Here is a 15457-nt window from a genome sequence, read left to right as displayed (position 1 = left end):
GAAACCCCAATTGCGAAAGCAGTTGGGGTTTTGTTTTGCCCGCAGGAAAGTTCCTACAGCACGCGGTAGATCCTTCCGGCTGTCACAGCCTGTCGACAGTGCTAAGGTTCTGCCCTGGCTTTTGTACTTTTCCAAGGAAGCTTTTATGCCGGACGCCTCGTCCCTCAATGCTGCATTCATGGTGGTTCAGAGCAATAGTCTGGACGAACTGCGCAGCCTGGTGGTCAGCATTATGCGGCGCTATCCATTGGCGCCCTTGGAGAACGAAATCGCTCTGGTGCAGAGCAACGGTATCGCCCAATGGCTAAAGCTGGCCTTGGCGGAAGACCCTGAAGGGGGCGACCTCGGTGGTTGCGGGATAGCCGCTGCGATCGATGTGCAGCTCCCCGGCAGTTTCATGTGGCAGCTCTACCGTATGGTGCTGGGCCGAGAAGAAATTCCGGCCAAGTCTCTGCTCGACAAAGCTCCATTGACTTGGCGACTGATGCGTCTGTTGCCGCAAGTTATTGAGCGCCCCCATTTCGAGCCGCTACAACGCTTCCTCACCCATGACACCGATTTGCGTAAACGCTACCAGTTGTCCGAACGCCTGGCAGACCTGTTTGACCAGTATCAAGTGTATCGAGCCGACTGGCTTGAGGATTGGGCCGTAGGCCGGCACCAGCTACGCAATGTCAGAGGTGAGGTAAAGCCACTGCCCCCGGTCAGTTGCTGGCAGGCTGAATTGTGGCGTGCCCTGCTGGTGGATGTCGGTGAGCAGGGTATGGCTCAGAGCCGGGCCGGCGTTCACCAGCGGTTTATCGAGCGCATAAACTCTCTTGAGCATGCTCCTGCAGGGCTACCCTCGAGAGTGATTGTGTTTGGCATCTCATCATTGCCGGCCCAGGTGCTTGAAGCATTGGCCGGGCTTGCACGTTTCAGCCAGGTGCTGTTGTGTGTGCACAACCCTTGTCGACATCACTGGGCCGATATCGTCGCCGACAAGGATCTGCTGCGCCATCAATACAAGCGTCAGAGTCGCAAGACCGGCATGCCGGCCGCGCTCGATCCTGAAGCGCTGCACCAACACGCTCATCCGCTGCTCGCCGCCTGGGGTAAACAAGGTCGCGACTATATTAATCTGCTCGACAGTTATGATGACCCCAACAGCTATCGTGCGGCATTCCGTGACGGACGCATCGACCTGTTCAGCGAAGCGCAGCCGCAAAACCTGCTCAATCAACTTCAGGACGATATCCTCGAGTTGCGGCCACTCAATGAAACGCGTGAGCACTGGCCCGCCGTCGACCTGACGCAGGATGAGTCGATCCGTTTTCACATAGCCCACAGTGCACAGCGCGAAGTGGAGATCCTCCACGACCAGTTACTCGCACGCTTCAGTGCCAATCCGGATCTGCGTCCACGGGATGTAATCGTGATGGTGCCCGACATCGACAGCTATGCGCCGCATATCCGGGCGGTGTTTGGCCAACTGGATCGGCACGACCCACGCTTCATTCCATTTACCCTGGCCGACCAGGGCCAGCGCGGCCGCGACCCATTGCTGATTGCGGTCGAACATCTGCTCAAGTTGCCGGACAGTCGTTTTCCGGTCAGTGAGATCCTCGACCTGCTCGATGTTCCCGCATTACGTGCCCGTTTTGGCGTGCAGGAGCGCGACTTGCCGACTCTGCATCGCTGGATCGAAGGGGCGGGAGTGCGCTGGGGAATGAACGCCGAGCAGCGTGCCGGTCTGGGCTTGCCGGATGAGCTGGAGCAAAACAGCTGGCATTTCGGCTTGCGGCGAATGTTGCTCGGGTACGCGGTCGGCAGCTCCAATGCCTGCGCAGGTATAGAACCCTACGATGAAATCGGTGGTCTGGATGCCGCGTTGATCGGGCCTTTGGTTGCGCTGCTGGATGCCTTGGAACTGGCCCATCATGAGCTCACTCAGGCTGCTCAACCCAAGGTGTGGGGACAGCGACTGCAAGTGCTGATGCAGCTGTTCTTCAAGGCCAGCAACGAGCACGACGATTATCTGCTCACGCAACTTGAGGAGCTGCGCGAGACCTGGCTGCAGACCTGTGAATCTGTGGGATTGGTAGAAGAATTGCCGTTGACGGTGGTTCGAGAAGCCTGGCTCGCGGGACTGGATCAGGGGCGCCTGTCCCAGCGTTTTCTTGCCGGTGCAGTAAACTTTTGCACGCTGATGCCCATGCGTGCGATCCCGTTCAAGCTTGTCTGTTTGCTGGGGATGAACGATGGCGATTACCCTCGGGCGCAACCGCCGCTGGACTTCGACCTCATGGGCAGCGACTACCGGCCTGGGGACCGCTCCCGGCGCGAGGATGATCGTTATCTGTTGCTTGAAGCGCTGCTGTCTGCGCGCTGTCAGCTGTACATCAGTTGGGTCGGACGGAGCATCCGTGACAACAGTGAGCGGCCAGCTTCGGTATTGATCGGCCAGTTGCGTGACCACCTCGCCAGTGGCTGGCGGCTCATCGACGAGCATCAGGATCTGTTGAGTGCCATGACCGAGGATCATCCGCTCCAACCGTTCAGCTCGCGCTATTTCCATGAAGGCGATCAGCTATTCAGCTATGCCCGCGAGTGGCAGGTTTTGCACCAGACCCATGAGCCACTGCATGAGGCCGAGCTACTCGCGCCTCATGTTCAGGAAGAGCCACTGAGTCTGCCCCTTCTACAGGATTTCTTGGGTAACCCGGCCCGGCACTTTTTCACTCAGCGACTCAAAGTGTATTTCGAGGCCGCCGAGGCGCCCCTGGCTGACGAAGAACCTTTTGTGCTGGACGCACTGCAGCGCTATATGCTGAGCGACAGTCTGCTCGAAGCTGCACTCCGGCAGCCGGACAATATCGATCGGGCGCTCGAAGATCAGGCTCGGCGTTTGCAGAACAGTGGATTGCTGCCGATGGCCGGTTTCGGGGAATGCCTCCAGAGGGAGTTGATCGAGCCGTTGCCGGATTTGCTGCAGCGTTACCAACAACTACTGGCGTTGTGGCCGACGCCATTGACCAGTGCGATACCGATCAATCTTGAGTTACAGGGCGTGCGTGTTGATGGTTGGCTCGCCGGTTTGCATCAACGCGCTGACGGTGGAGTGTTATCAGTCACGACCATCCCCAACAGCATCGGCTCGATCAAAAGTCGAAAATGGCATCGCTTGACCAAGCCCTGGGTCAATCACCTGGTAGCCTGCGCCAGCGGACTCTTGCTGACCACCGCGTTAGTGGCGAGTGACGATACCCTTCTGCTTGAGCCTATGGAGCAGGATAGAGCGGTTCGTTTCCTTGGTGATCTGCTGCTCGCCTGGCAGGCCGGCATGCGCCAGCCATTGCCGATTGCGGTAAAAACGGCCTTCGCCTGGCTTACTCAGACTGACCCGCTCAAGGCCGAGGCTGCTGCCCGTAAAGCCTACGAAGGTGACGGCCAGAACAGCGAAGGTGAACGCCGCGAGAGCCCTGCGCTCTCCCGACAATTCGCTGACTTTGATGCGTTGATGGCGGACGAAACTTTTCCCGGTTGGTGCGACGCGTTGTATCGCCCCTTGTATGAAGCGCCGTGGCGTTCCTTGAACAGCGATGGAGCACGCACATGAGTACCAGGACACCGCTGGCCCTGGCATTCCCGCTGCACGGCACTCAACTCATCGAAGCCAGTGCCGGCACCGGCAAGACCTTCACCATTTCTGCTCTCTATCTGCGTCTCATCCTTGGGCACGGCGGCGAGTTGAACGGCTTCGGGCGAGAACTATTGCCACCGCAGATTCTTGTGGTGACATTCACCGATGCCGCCACCAAAGAGTTGCGTGAACGAATCCGTACGCGACTGGCCGAGGCAGCGCGCTATTTCCGCGAAGAAACTCCCGCACCGGACGGACTGATCGCGGAACTGCGTGAACAGTTTGATCCGTCACAATGGCCCGGCTGCGCCAATCGCCTGGACATCGCCGCGCAATGGATGGATGAAGCGGCCGTCTCGACCATTCACAGTTGGTGCCAGCGCATGCTGCGCGAACATGCGTTCGACAGCGGCAGCCTGTTTACACAGTCCCTGGAAACCGATCACAGCGATCTGCTTGGCGAAGTGCTGCGCGATTACTGGCGACTGTTCTGTTACCCGATGCAGGGCGACGCGCTGAATTGGGTTCGTGGAAACTGGGGCGGACCGGCAGCGCTGTTGCCGCGAGTGCGAGGTCTGTTTGGCAGTGAGCGCGACAGCGACGAAGGCAAGGCACCTGCGCAGTTGATCGAAGAGTGTCTGCAAGAACGGCGTGCCGCGTTGCTCGAGCTGAAGATGCCTTGGCGGCAGTGGGCAGATGAACTGCTGATGATCTGTCACGAGGGTGTGGCGAGCAAAGCCGTCGACGGGCGCAAGATGCAGGCGCGCTACTTTGAGCCCTGGTTCGAAAAGCTCAAGGCCTGGGCTGAAGACGAGGCCATGGAGCAACTGGATATCGGCACCGGCTTCACCCGATTGACCCCGGACGGGATGGCCGAAGCCTGGAAGGGCCAGGCACCGAGTCATCCTGCTCTGGACGCGATGCCGGGGCTCAAGGCGAGCCTCGACGCATTGCCGACCCCCGATGCTGCTGTATTGCAGCATGCGGCGAGATGGGTGGGTGCACGCTTTGAGGAGGAGAAGCGTCGTCGCGCAGAAATGGGCTTCGACGATATGCTGTTGCGCCTCGATGCTGCGCTGCAATCCGACAGCGGCGAGCGCTTGGCGGCGGTAATCCGCGAACAGTTTCCGGTTGCCCTGATCGATGAGTTTCAGGACACCGACCCGGTGCAATATCGGATCTTCGAGAGCATCTACCGCATCGAAGACAACAGTCCGGACACCGGTCTGTTCCTGATCGGCGACCCCAAACAGGCGATTTACGCGTTCCGTGGCGCCGATATCTACACCTACCTGCGTGCGCGTCAGGCCACCACCGGCCGCCTGCATACGCTGGGTACCAATTTCCGTTCCAGCCATGGCATGGTGAGTGCGGTCAACCATGTATTCGAACGCGCCGAATCCCGTGATCTGGGACGCGGCGCGTTTTTGTTTCGGGAAAAAAACGGGGAAAACCCGGTTCCCTTTCAGCCGGTTGAGTCTCAGGGACGCAAAGAGCGATTGCAGATCGCCGGGCTAGATGTCGCAGCGCTGAATATCTGGCAGTTGTCCACCGATCAGCCCCTGTCCGGCGCGGTCTATCGCCAGCAGTTGGCGGCGGCCTGTGCCAGTGAGATCACGGCGTTGCTCAATGGCGGGCAAACCGGTGCCGCGGGATTCGTTCAGGAAGGTAAGGTCTTCCGGGGCTTGCGGCCTTCCGATATTGCGATTCTGGTGCGCGACGGCAAAGAGGCTCAGGCGGTACGCGCAGAGCTTGCTGCCCGTGGGGTGCGCAGCGTTTATCTGTCTGACAAGGACTCGGTCTTCGCCGCCCAGGAGGCGCACGATCTGCTGTCCTGGCTCAAGGCCTGCGCCGAGCCGGATGTCGAGCGTTCACTGAAGGCCGCGCTGGCTTGCATCACCCTCAATCTGCCTCTGGCTGAGCTGGAGCGACTGAATCAGGACGAGTTGGTCTGGGAGGCCCGGGTCATGCAGTTCCGTGGTTATCGCGAGCTGTGGCGCAAGCAAGGCGTGTTGCCGATGTTGCGGCGTCTGCTGCACGACTTTCACTTGCCGCAGACCCTGATCGCACGCAGTGATGGCGAGCGGGTGCTGACCAACCTCTTGCACCTGTCGGAGCTGATGCAGCAGGCCGCAGCGGAACTCGATGGCGAGCAAGCGCTGATTCGTCATCTGGCCGAACTTCTGGCGTTGTCCGGTCAGGCCGGTGAAGAGCAGATATTACGTTTGGAGAGCGACGAGCAACTGGTCAAGGTAGTGACCATCCACAAGTCGAAAGGGCTCGAGTATCCATTGGTGTTCCTGCCCTTCATCTGCTCGGCAAAACCGGTGGATGGCAGTCGCTTGCCGTTGCATTACCACGATGCCTCGGGCAAGGCTCAGGTGACGCTGAAACCGACTGCCGAGTTGATCGCCCTGGCAGACGATGAGCGTCTGGCCGAAGATCTGCGACTGCTCTACGTCGCCCTGACTCGCGCACAGCATGCATGCTGGCTGGGTGTAACGGATCTCAAACGCGGTAATAACAACAGTTCGGTGCTTCATCTTTCGGCGCTTGGCTATCTGCTGGGTGGCGGTGCAAGGCTGGATGAATCAACCGGCTTGAGCCGTTGGTTGCTGGATCTGCAGCAAGACTGTCCGGCAATAAACCTGGGTGAAATGCCGCAGGCCAGGCAGGAGACTTATCGTCCCGAGTGCAATGAAGCGATCCTCAGTGCCACATTGGTACCAAAGCGCAAGGCCAGCGAGAACTGGTGGATTGCCTCCTACAGTGCCTTGCGCATCAGTGATGTGTTGAGTGTTGGCAGTGATGAGGCGCCAGACAGTCCGCAAGCGCAAAAACTGTTTGATGATGAGCGCCTCGATCCGGATGCGCCGCGAGATATCGTGGCCGGCGGCGCCGATATCCATCGGTTCCCCCGTGGACCCAACCCGGGCACCTTTCTTCACGGCTTGCTGGAGTGGGCTGGCGATGAAGGTTTTGCCGTTCCCTACGAGTCGATCAAGGATGCGATTGGCCGACGCTGCAACCTGCGCGGCTGGGAAGGCTGGATCACCACTCTGAGTGACTGGCTGCATCACCTGCTCAAGTCCCCGTTGCCGACTGGTAGCGGACAGCCTCCGGTCGTGCTTGAGCAACTGAAACAGTACCGCGTCGAGATGGAATTCTGGTTCGCCAGCCACAAGGTCGATGTTCTCAAGCTCGATGAGTGGGTGCGCCAGTACACCCACAACGGTGTGGCCCGGGTGGCCGCCGAGCCGGTACAACTCAACGGCATGTTCAAGGGCTTCATCGACCTGACTTTAGAACACGAGGGGCGCTATTACGTCGCTGACTACAAATCCAACTGGCTGGGCGTCGACGATGCGGCCTATACCGAGCAAGCCATGGAACGGTCGATCCTCGACAACCGTTACGACCTGCAATACGTGCTGTACCTGTTGGCATTGCATCGGCAATTGAAGGCGCGGCTGCCCGACTACGATTACGACCGACATGTCGGCGGTGCGTTGTATGTGTTCCTGCGGGGAACCCGGGCTGACAGTCGCGGCGTGTATTTCGCGCGCCCGCCGCGTGAGCTGATCGAGCGGCTGGATCGTCTGTTCCAGGGCAAGCCGGAACCCAAGGCCGAGCCCGCATGGGAACAGGGAGTCCTGCTATGAACCGTACATTCGCCGATCTGTCATCGGGTATCGACCACGCGTCGAGCCTGGCGCCGCTGACGAGTGCTGCAGATCTACTGCTGTTGCTGGATCGCTGGGTCGAGCGAGGCTGGCTGCGGTCGCTGGACAAGGCCTTCGTGGCCTTTCTGCACGAACTCGCGCCCGAGTCTGATCCGCTGGTGTTGCTCGCCGCCGCGCTGACCAGCCATCAGTTGGGGCACGGGCATGTGTGTCTGGATCTGTTCGAAACCCTCAAAGCTCCGGATTTCGCGCTGTCGCTGCCACCCGAAGGCGATGTGCAGAGTGGCGTATTGCTGCTGCCTTCACAGTTGCTCGAAACACTGGACGGCAGCCATTGGTGCAAGGCGTTGGCGAGCAGTTCTCTGGTTGCGCTGGCGGCGGACACCAGCGAGGCCGCGCAGCAGCGACCTTTGGTGTTGTCCGGCAAGCGTCTGTATCTGCGGCGCTACTGGGCCTATGAGCGCCGTATTGACCGGGCGTTGCGCACACGCCTGGCTCAAGGTGAAACGCCGCCCGATGACCTGCCCCAGCGACTTGATGAGTTGTTCGGCCCCGTCAGGCCGGATGCGGTGGTCGACTGGCAGAAACTCGCCTGCGCCCTTGCGACCCGTGGAGCCTTCAGCATCATCACGGGTGGCCCGGGTACCGGCAAGACCACCACAGTAGTGCGCCTGTTGGCGTTGCTCCAGGCACCTGCCGTGGAGGCCGGTCAGCCGCTGCGGATTCGCCTGGCGGCACCCACCGGCAAAGCCGCTGCGCGGTTGACCGAGTCCATCAGCCAGCAGGTGCAGTCGCTGAAGGTCGCCGAAGCCGTTCGCGAGAAAATCCCCTGCGACGTGACCACCGTGCACCGTCTGCTCGGCAGTCGTCCCGGTACCCGACACTTTCGTCATCATGCCGGCAACCGCTTGCCGCTGGATGTGCTGGTGGTCGACGAAGCGTCGATGATCGACCTGGAAATGATGGCCAATCTGCTTGATGCCTTGCCGGCGCATGCGCGTCTGGTGTTGCTTGGCGACAAGGATCAGCTCGCCTCCGTGGAGGCGGGTGCGGTGCTCGGCGATCTGTGCCGCGATGCCGAGGCTGGCTGGTACAACTCGCAGACCCGGCAATGGCTGGAGTCGGTCAGTGGTGAGTCATTGCAGAAAAGCGGTTTGCACGAAGACAACGACGGTTCGCATCCCCTGGCGCAGCAACTGGTGATGCTGCGCCACTCCCGGCGTTTCGGTGAAGGCAGCGGCATCGGTCAACTGGCGCGGCGGGTCAATCAGCAGTTGCCGGATGAGGCGCGCCAGTTGCTGGCGGCCGGACACTACGACGATGTGTTTTCCCTGCCGCTCAAGGGCGAACATGATCACAAGCTGGAGCGGCTGTTGCTCGAAGGCCATGGCGACGGGCCACAGGGTTACCGCCACTATCTGAGCGTGCTGCGCAATCAACGCCCTCCGGCGGGCAGACCGCTGGAGCATCCGGACTGGATCAACTGGGCACGGGACGTACTGCAGGCGTTCGACGCGTTCCAGTTGTTGTGCGCCGTGCGCAAGGGCCCTTGGGGTGTCGAAGGGCTGAATCTGCGGATTACCGAAGCCTTGCTCAAAGCGCGCCTGATTGAACATGACCAGCAATGGTACGAAGGCCGCCCGGTGTTGATGACCCGCAACGACTATGGCCTGGGCCTGATGAACGGCGACATCGGTATTGCGCTCAAGCTGCCCGAGCGTGAAGGGCCGGACGCCGGTAAACCGGTATTGCGCGTGGCCTTTCCGCGCAACGACGGCCAGGGCGGCGTGCGCTTCGTGCTGCCGAGTCGGCTTAACGACGTTGAAACGGTGTATGCCATGACCGTGCACAAATCCCAGGGTTCGGAGTTCGCGCACACCGCACTGATCCTGCCGGATGCCCTGAATCCGGTGCTGACCAAGGAACTGATCTACACCGGGATCACTCGCGCGAAAAACTGGTTCACCTTGATCGAGCCTCGCGCAGGCGTGTTCGAAGAGGCCGTGCAACGCAAGGTCAAACGCCTCAGTGGATTGATGCTGGAATTGGAGGAGGGTAGCGAGACTCGGGGATGAAAGATCTGGCGATTGGCGGCGGTTACTGACCAGCCGGTCAGAGGGCACTGTCTCGCTGGTGTTACTCCGCTGTGCTATCGTTGCGGCATCATTTCGGTACGATCCAAGAGAATCCCTGCATGAAGGTGGCAGTCTGGGCGACAGAGCGCGTGGTTCGCTGCAAGCACGCATTGCTTGTCAGTCTGCTCTGTTTGCTGACGGGCGTTGCTGTTGCGCAGCCACAGACGCCCGCAAGCATGGCCGAACAACGCGCCCAGTCAGTGACGCAAGTCGTGCTTGGCATCCTCAGCTACGCTCGTTGGCCGGTCGAGCCAGCGCAGTTGCGCCTGTGTATTGTCGGGCCTACCGAGTACACCGACGATCTGGTCAAAGGCACCACACAAGCCACTGGCCGGCCGGTCACCGTGCGTCGCCTGCTGGCCGACAACCCGGCCATCGTCAGCGAATGCGATGCGGTGTATATCGGCAAACTCACCACAGATGAACGCAGTCGGCTGTTCACGTCATTGATCGGTCATCCGGTGCTGAGCATCAGCGAAGGTGGCGATCAGTGCACGGTTGGCAGCCTGTTCTGCCTGCGCGTCGGCGATGAGCAGGTGTCCTTCGAGGTCAATCTCGACTCCGTAGCCCGCAGCGGCGTACGCATCCACCCGAGCGTACTGCAGCTGTCGCGCCGCAAACCGGCGGCGCCATGAAACTGTTCCGTTCCAGAACCCGTCCGACACTGGGCTCGGTCATCGGCCGTGGACATTTGATTGTCGCGCTGGTGGCCGTGACCATGGCCAGTGTGTCGCTGACCCTGTTGGGCGTTCTCGCGCTGCGGGTCTACGCCGATCACAACCTGCACCTGATTGCGCGCTCGATCAGCTACACCGTGGAAGCGGCGGTAGTGTTCAACGACAAGGCTGCCGCTACCGAAGCGCTGGCGTTGATCGCGTCCACCGAGGAAGTGGCGGATGCTCAGGTTTTCGATGCGCAGGGCCAGTTGCTGGCACGCTGGCAGCGGCCCGAGAACGGCTTGTTCTCCGAACTGGAAATGCAGGCCGCCCGCACTATTCTGGAAAAGCCCATCAGCCTGCCGATCCTGCATCAGGATCGTGAAATCGGGCGCATTCTGCTGGTTGGTCACGGCGGCAGCCTCATGCGCTTTTTGCTCAGCGGTCTGGCGGGAATCATCCTCTGTACCGCGATCAGTGCCTGGGTCGCGCTGTATCTGGCGCGCCGACAGCTGCGCAGCATTACCGGTCCTCTTCGCAGCCTCGCGGCGGTGGCCCACGCCGCCCGCAGCGAGCGTGCGCTGGATCGACGGGTACCGCCGGCGCAGATCGCCGAGCTCGACAACCTCGGCAACGACTTCAATGCCCTGCTCGATGAACTCGAATCCTGGCAAACCCACCTGCAAAGCGAGAACGAAACCCTCGCCCACCAGGCCAGCCACGACAGCCTCACCGGCCTGCCGAACCGGGCGTTTTTCGAAGGCCGGTTGATTCGCGCCTTGCGCAATGCCGGCAAGCACAACGAGCGGGCGGCGGTGCTGTTTCTCGACAGCGACCGCTTCAAAGGCATCAACGATAACTTCGGTCACGCCGCTGGCGATGCCGTGCTAGTGGCGGTGGCGAATCGGGTGCGCGCGCAACTGCGTGAAGAGGATCTGGTGGCGCGGCTGGGGGGCGATGAATTCGCCGTGCTGCTCGCGCCATTGCACAAGATCGAAGACGCCGAGCGCATCGCCGACAAGATTCTCGCCAGCATGGACATGCCCATCGCGCTGCCGGGTGACACCAGTGTGGTGACGTCGCTCAGTATCGGCATTGCCGTTTTCCCCGATCATGGTGCCACGCCAGGTGCCTTGCTCAATGCTGCCGACGCGGCGATGTATCAGGCCAAGCGCCTGTCGCGTGGCGCTCAATCCACTGCCGGGACGGAGAGCCCGGTCGTCAATCTTCAAACCAGGAGCTGATTCCGTGTTCACATTTCCCGCTCGACTGTTTTCCGCCTTGCTGATGATCGCCGTACTGGCGCTGACCGGGTGCCAGACCGCACCGCAAAAAGGCCTGACCCCGGCGCAGATCGCCGTACTCAAACAACAGGGCTTCGAGCCGACCGACGAGGGTTGGGCATTCGGCCTGTCGGGCAAAGTGCTGTTTGGCAGCGATATCGAAAGCCTGAACGCGCAGAGCACCGAGATCGTCGAACGCATCGGCAAGGCGCTGGTGGGTGTCGGCATTGAGCGAGTGCGCGTCGACGGTCATACCGACGCCTCGGGCAAAGAGGCCTACAACCAGCAATTGTCACTGCGCCGTGCCAAGAGTGTGGCCAAAGTGCTGACCACCGTCGGCATGAAGGAAGAGAACATCCAGCTGCGCGGACTCGGCAGCAGCGAGCCGGTGGCGTCCAACAACACGTCCGCCGGACGCACCGAGAATCGCCGGGTGTCGATTGTGGTCAGCGCCGATTAATCGGCAAACCGCATCTCGCGGGTCTGCCCCATCAGCAGACCCTGATTACGCTCGGTCACCTCACGGATGTAATCCCACAACAGGGTGATCCGCTTCAATTTGCGCAGGTCTTCCCGGCAGTACATCCAGAACTGCCGGGTGATATCGATTTCCTCGGGCAGCACCGGCAGCAGGCGCGGATCCTGCGCGGCGAGGAAGCACGGCAGAATCGCCAGTGAACGCCCTTGCTGCGCCGCGACGAACTGCGCGATGACGCTGGTGCTGCGCAGGTTTGCGCTGGCGCCGGGCAGGACGTTCGCCAGGTACAGCAGCTCCGAACTGAACGCCAGGTCATCCACATAACTGATGAATTGATGCTTGCCCAAATCGGCCGGGCGGCGGATCGGTGGGTGCTGGTCGAGGTAGTCCTGGGTTGCGTAGAGCTGCAAGCGGTAGTCGCAGAGTTTGCAGCACACGTACGGGCCGTGCTCCGGGCGCTCCAGGGCAATGACGATATCGGCTTCGCGCTTGGACAGGCTGATGAAGTGCGGCAGCGGCAGGATGTCTACCGAAATCGCCGGGTAGGCGTCGACGAAGTGGCTCAGCTGCGGGGTGATGAAAAAACTGCCGAAACCTTCGGTGCAGCCCATGCGCACATGTCCAGAAAGCGCCACGCCGGAACCCGAGACCTGCTCGCAAGCCATGTGCAACGTGCTTTCAATCGACTCGGCATAGCCCAGCAAACGCTGGCCTTCAGTGGTCAGGACAAAACCGCTGGTGCGCGATTTTTCGAACAGCAATGTACCCAACGCCGCTTCCAGCGAACTGATGCGCCGCGACACGGTGGTGTAGTCCACCGCCAGGCGTTTGGCCGCGGTGCTGGCCTTGCGGGTGCGGGCGACTTCGAGGAAAAACTTCAGGTCGTCCCAGTTCAGCGACCCCAGGGAGGTGATGTTTTTTTGCATGATGGACGGGCTTATATGTGCGTTCTTATTAGAAGTTTGCACATCTATACTCCAAAAACAGTCCGACAACCAATTCGTGACACACGCCTCATCTCAAGGCGAACCCTTTCGCCTTGGCTCCTACGATAAAAACAAGTTTCGGAGACCAGCATGAACGCATCGCTTACGCCCAACGAAACCACGGTCCAGAAGGTCAAGCTGCTGATCGATGGCGAGTGGGTCGAATCGCAGACCACCGAGTGGCACGACATCGTCAACCCGGCGACCCAGCAAGTGCTGGCTAAAGTCCCGTTCGCCACCGCCGCTGAAGTCGATGCCGCTATCAGTGCCGCGCACCGCGCATTCCAGACCTGGAAACTGACCCCGATCGGCGCGCGCATGCGCATCATGCTCAAGCTGCAGGCACTGATCCGCGAGCACTCCAAACGCATCGCCGTGGTGCTGAGCGCCGAGCAGGGCAAGACCATTGCCGACGCCGAGGGCGACATTTTCCGTGGCCTGGAAGTGGTCGAGCACGCGTGCTCCATCGGTACCCTGCAAATGGGTGAATTCGCCGAAAACGTGGCGGGCGGCGTCGATACCTACACCCTGCGCCAGCCAATCGGCGTGTGCGCCGGCATCACCCCGTTCAATTTCCCGGCGATGATTCCGCTGTGGATGTTCCCGATGGCCATTGCCTGCGGCAACACCTTCGTACTCAAACCGTCGGAACAGGATCCGCTGTCGACCATGCTTCTCGTTGAGCTGGCGATTGAGGCGGGCGTTCCGGCCGGTGTGCTCAACGTGGTTCATGGCGGTAAAGACGTGGTGGATGGCCTGTGCACCCACAAGGACATCAAAGCGGTGTCGTTCGTCGGTTCGACGGCGGTCGGTACCCACGTTTACGACTTGGCCGGCAAGCACGGCAAACGCGTGCAGTCGATGATGGGCGCGAAGAACCACGCCGTGGTGCTGCCGGACGCCAATCGCGAGCAAGCGCTGAACGCCCTGGTCGGCGCCGGTTTCGGTGCGGCAGGGCAACGTTGCATGGCCACCTCGGTGGTGGTGCTGGTTGGTGCAGCGAAGCAGTGGCTGCCGGATCTGAAAGCGCTGGCGCAGAAACTCAAGGTCAACGCCGGCAGTGAGCCAGGCACCGATGTCGGCCCGGTGATCTCGAAGAAAGCCAAGGCGCGGATTCTCGATCTGATCGAAAGCGGCATCAAGGAAGGCGCCAAGCTTGAACTCGATGGTCGCGACATCAAGGTGCCGGGTTACGAGCAAGGCAACTTCGTCGGCCCGACCCTGTTCTCGGGCGTGACCACCGACATGCAGATCTACACCCAGGAAATCTTCGGCCCGGTGCTGGTGGTGCTGGAAGTTGACACCCTCGACCAGGCCATCGCGCTGGTCAACGCCAACCCGTTCGGCAACGGCACGGGCCTGTTCACCCAGAGCGGTGCGGCAGCGCGCAAATTCCAGACGGAAATCGACGTCGGCCAGGTCGGCATCAACATCCCGATTCCAGTGCCGGTGCCATTCTTCAGCTTCACCGGTTCCCGTGGTTCGAAACTCGGCGACCTCGGCCCGTACGGCAAGCAAGTGGTGCAGTTCTACACCCAGACCAAAACGGTTACGGCGCGCTGGTTCGATGACGATAGCGTCAACGACGGCGTGAACACCACCATCAACCTGCGCTGAGGACTGGCCATGAAAATCGCATTTATCGGTCTGGGCAACATGGGCGCGCCGATGGCGCGCAACCTGATCAAGGCCGGCCATTCGCTGAACCTGATGGACCTGAACAAGACTGTGCTGGCGGAACTGGAGCAACTGGGCGGCACTATCCGCGCCTCGGCCCGTGAAGCCGCGGAAGACGCTGAACTGGTGATCACCATGCTCCCGGCGGCGGTGCATGTGCGCAGCGTCTGGCTCGGTGAGGATGGTGTGCTGGCCGGTATCGGCAAAGGCGTGCCGGCGGTGGATTGCAGCACCATCGATCCGCAGACTGCTCGTGATGTGGCCGCCGCTGCCGCCAAACAAGGCGTGGCCATGGCCGATGCACCGGTCTCCGGCGGCACTGGCGGCGCGACCGCTGGCACGCTAACTTTCATGGTCGGCGCCACCCGGGAACTGTTCGCCACCCTGCAACCGGTGCTGGCGCAGATGGGCCGCAACATCGTGCATTGCGGTGAAGTCGGCACCGGACAGATCGCCAAGATCTGCAACAACCTGCTGCTGGCGATCTCGATGGTCGGCGTCAGTGAAGCCATGGCGTTGGGCGATGCGCTGGGGATCGACACTTCGGTGCTGGCCGGGATCATCAACAGTTCGACCGGGCGTTGCTGGAGTTCGGAAATGTACAACCCGTGGCCGGGCATCGTCGAAACGGCGCCAGCCTCGCGCGGGTATACCGGTGGGTTTGGTGCCGAACTGATGCTCAAGGATCTGGGACTGGCGACCGAAGCGGCGCGTCAGGCGCACCAACCGGTGATGCTCGGTGCGGTGGCGCAACAGTTGTATCAGGCGATGAGCCAGCGCGGGGAGGGCGGCAAGGACTTCTCGGCGATTATCAACAGTTATCGCAAGCCGCAGTAACCAAGTATCAAAGTCTGGGATGAGCTTCTGTGGCGAGGGAGCTTGCTCCCGCTGGTCTGCGCAGCAGACCCAAACCCGGTCAATGCGGTTCTTCATAAAA

At 61.0% G+C, this 15457-nt stretch carries 9 protein-coding genes; 8 read left to right on the top strand and 1 reads right to left on the bottom strand.

The genetic code is table 11. The features are described from left to right. Positions 1–145 precede the first annotated feature (145 nt). The 6 genes from recC (at position 146) to M0814_RS18500 (ending at position 11839) form a co-directional block, all read left to right on the top strand. On the top strand, positions 146–3598 hold the full coding sequence (gene recC, locus M0814_RS18525; protein WP_103485496.1) for an exodeoxyribonuclease V subunit gamma: 3453 nt from the start codon (positions 146–148) through the stop codon (positions 3596–3598). After that, on the top strand, positions 3595–7284 hold the full coding sequence (recB, locus tag M0814_RS18520) for an exodeoxyribonuclease V subunit beta (protein WP_103485495.1): 3690 nt from the start codon (positions 3595–3597) through the stop codon (positions 7282–7284). Before recC ends, recB begins: the two co-directional genes overlap by 4 nt. Then, entirely contained in the window at positions 7281–9380 is a 2100-nt protein-coding gene (recD, locus tag M0814_RS18515) for an exodeoxyribonuclease V subunit alpha (protein ID WP_103485494.1), read from the top strand. The genes recB and recD overlap by 4 nt, the downstream gene beginning before the upstream one ends. 119 nt (positions 9381–9499) lie before the next feature. Continuing rightward, on the top strand, positions 9500–10075 hold the full coding sequence (locus tag M0814_RS18510) for a YfiR family protein (protein ID WP_003221401.1): 576 nt from the start codon (positions 9500–9502) through the stop codon (positions 10073–10075). Beyond that, the gene (locus M0814_RS18505) at positions 10072–11340 is read left to right on the top strand and encodes a diguanylate cyclase (protein ID WP_103485493.1); all 1269 of its coding nucleotides are present in this window, start codon (positions 10072–10074) and stop codon (positions 11338–11340) included. The genes M0814_RS18510 and M0814_RS18505 overlap by 4 nt, the downstream gene beginning before the upstream one ends. Before the next feature lie 43 nt (positions 11341–11383). Further along, positions 11384–11839, top strand: coding sequence for an OmpA family protein (locus M0814_RS18500; RefSeq protein ID WP_177434734.1), 456 nt, complete (start codon positions 11384–11386; stop codon positions 11837–11839). On the opposite strand, the gene M0814_RS18495 is transcribed toward M0814_RS18500, so the two are convergent. Further along, positions 11836–12783, bottom strand: a complete 948-nt coding sequence (locus M0814_RS18495; RefSeq protein ID WP_007962101.1) for a LysR family transcriptional regulator — start codon at positions 12781–12783, stop codon at positions 11836–11838. The two genes, M0814_RS18500 and M0814_RS18495, sit on opposite strands and share 4 nt — an antisense overlap. A gap of 150 nt (positions 12784–12933) precedes the next feature. Between M0814_RS18495 and M0814_RS18490 the strand changes: the two genes are divergently transcribed. Both M0814_RS18490 and mmsB read left to right on the top strand, forming a co-directional pair. After that, a complete protein-coding gene (locus M0814_RS18490; RefSeq protein WP_083367084.1) occupies positions 12934–14460 on the top strand; it encodes a CoA-acylating methylmalonate-semialdehyde dehydrogenase in 1527 nt (508 codons plus the stop codon). Between the two features lie 9 nt (positions 14461–14469). Then, complete coding sequence (gene mmsB / locus M0814_RS18485; protein WP_103485491.1) at positions 14470–15357, top strand: 3-hydroxyisobutyrate dehydrogenase; 888 nt, start codon at positions 14470–14472, stop codon at positions 15355–15357. The last annotated feature ends 100 nt before the right edge of the window (positions 15358–15457 follow it).

The sequence above is a fragment of the Pseudomonas sp. MWU12-2020 genome (assembly GCF_023100605.1).
GTDB classification, from domain to species: domain Bacteria; phylum Pseudomonadota; class Gammaproteobacteria; order Pseudomonadales; family Pseudomonadaceae; genus Aquipseudomonas; species Aquipseudomonas fluorescens_H.
This window is presented reverse-complemented; position numbering and strand designations above follow the sequence as displayed.

Bases quoted from the DNA above. Each gene is read 5' to 3' on its own strand.
- M0814_RS18490 (WP_083367084.1), top strand. From the start codon at position 12,934: ATGAACGCATCGCTTACGCCCAACGAAACCACGGTCCAGAAGGTCAAG.
- recB (WP_103485495.1), top strand. From the start codon at position 3,595: ATGAGTACCAGGACACCGCTGGCCCTGGCATTCCCGCTGCACGGCACT.
- M0814_RS18495 (WP_007962101.1), bottom strand. From the start codon at position 12,783: ATGCAAAAAAACATCACCTCCCTGGGGTCGCTGAACTGGGACGACCTG.
- M0814_RS18500 (WP_177434734.1), top strand. From the start codon at position 11,384: ATGATCGCCGTACTGGCGCTGACCGGGTGCCAGACCGCACCGCAAAAA.
- M0814_RS18505 (WP_103485493.1), top strand. From the start codon at position 10,072: ATGAAACTGTTCCGTTCCAGAACCCGTCCGACACTGGGCTCGGTCATC.
- M0814_RS18510 (WP_003221401.1), top strand. From the start codon at position 9,500: ATGAAGGTGGCAGTCTGGGCGACAGAGCGCGTGGTTCGCTGCAAGCAC.
- recC (WP_103485496.1), top strand. From the start codon at position 146: ATGCCGGACGCCTCGTCCCTCAATGCTGCATTCATGGTGGTTCAGAGC.
- mmsB (WP_103485491.1), top strand. From the start codon at position 14,470: ATGAAAATCGCATTTATCGGTCTGGGCAACATGGGCGCGCCGATGGCG.
- recD (WP_103485494.1), top strand. From the start codon at position 7,281: ATGAACCGTACATTCGCCGATCTGTCATCGGGTATCGACCACGCGTCG.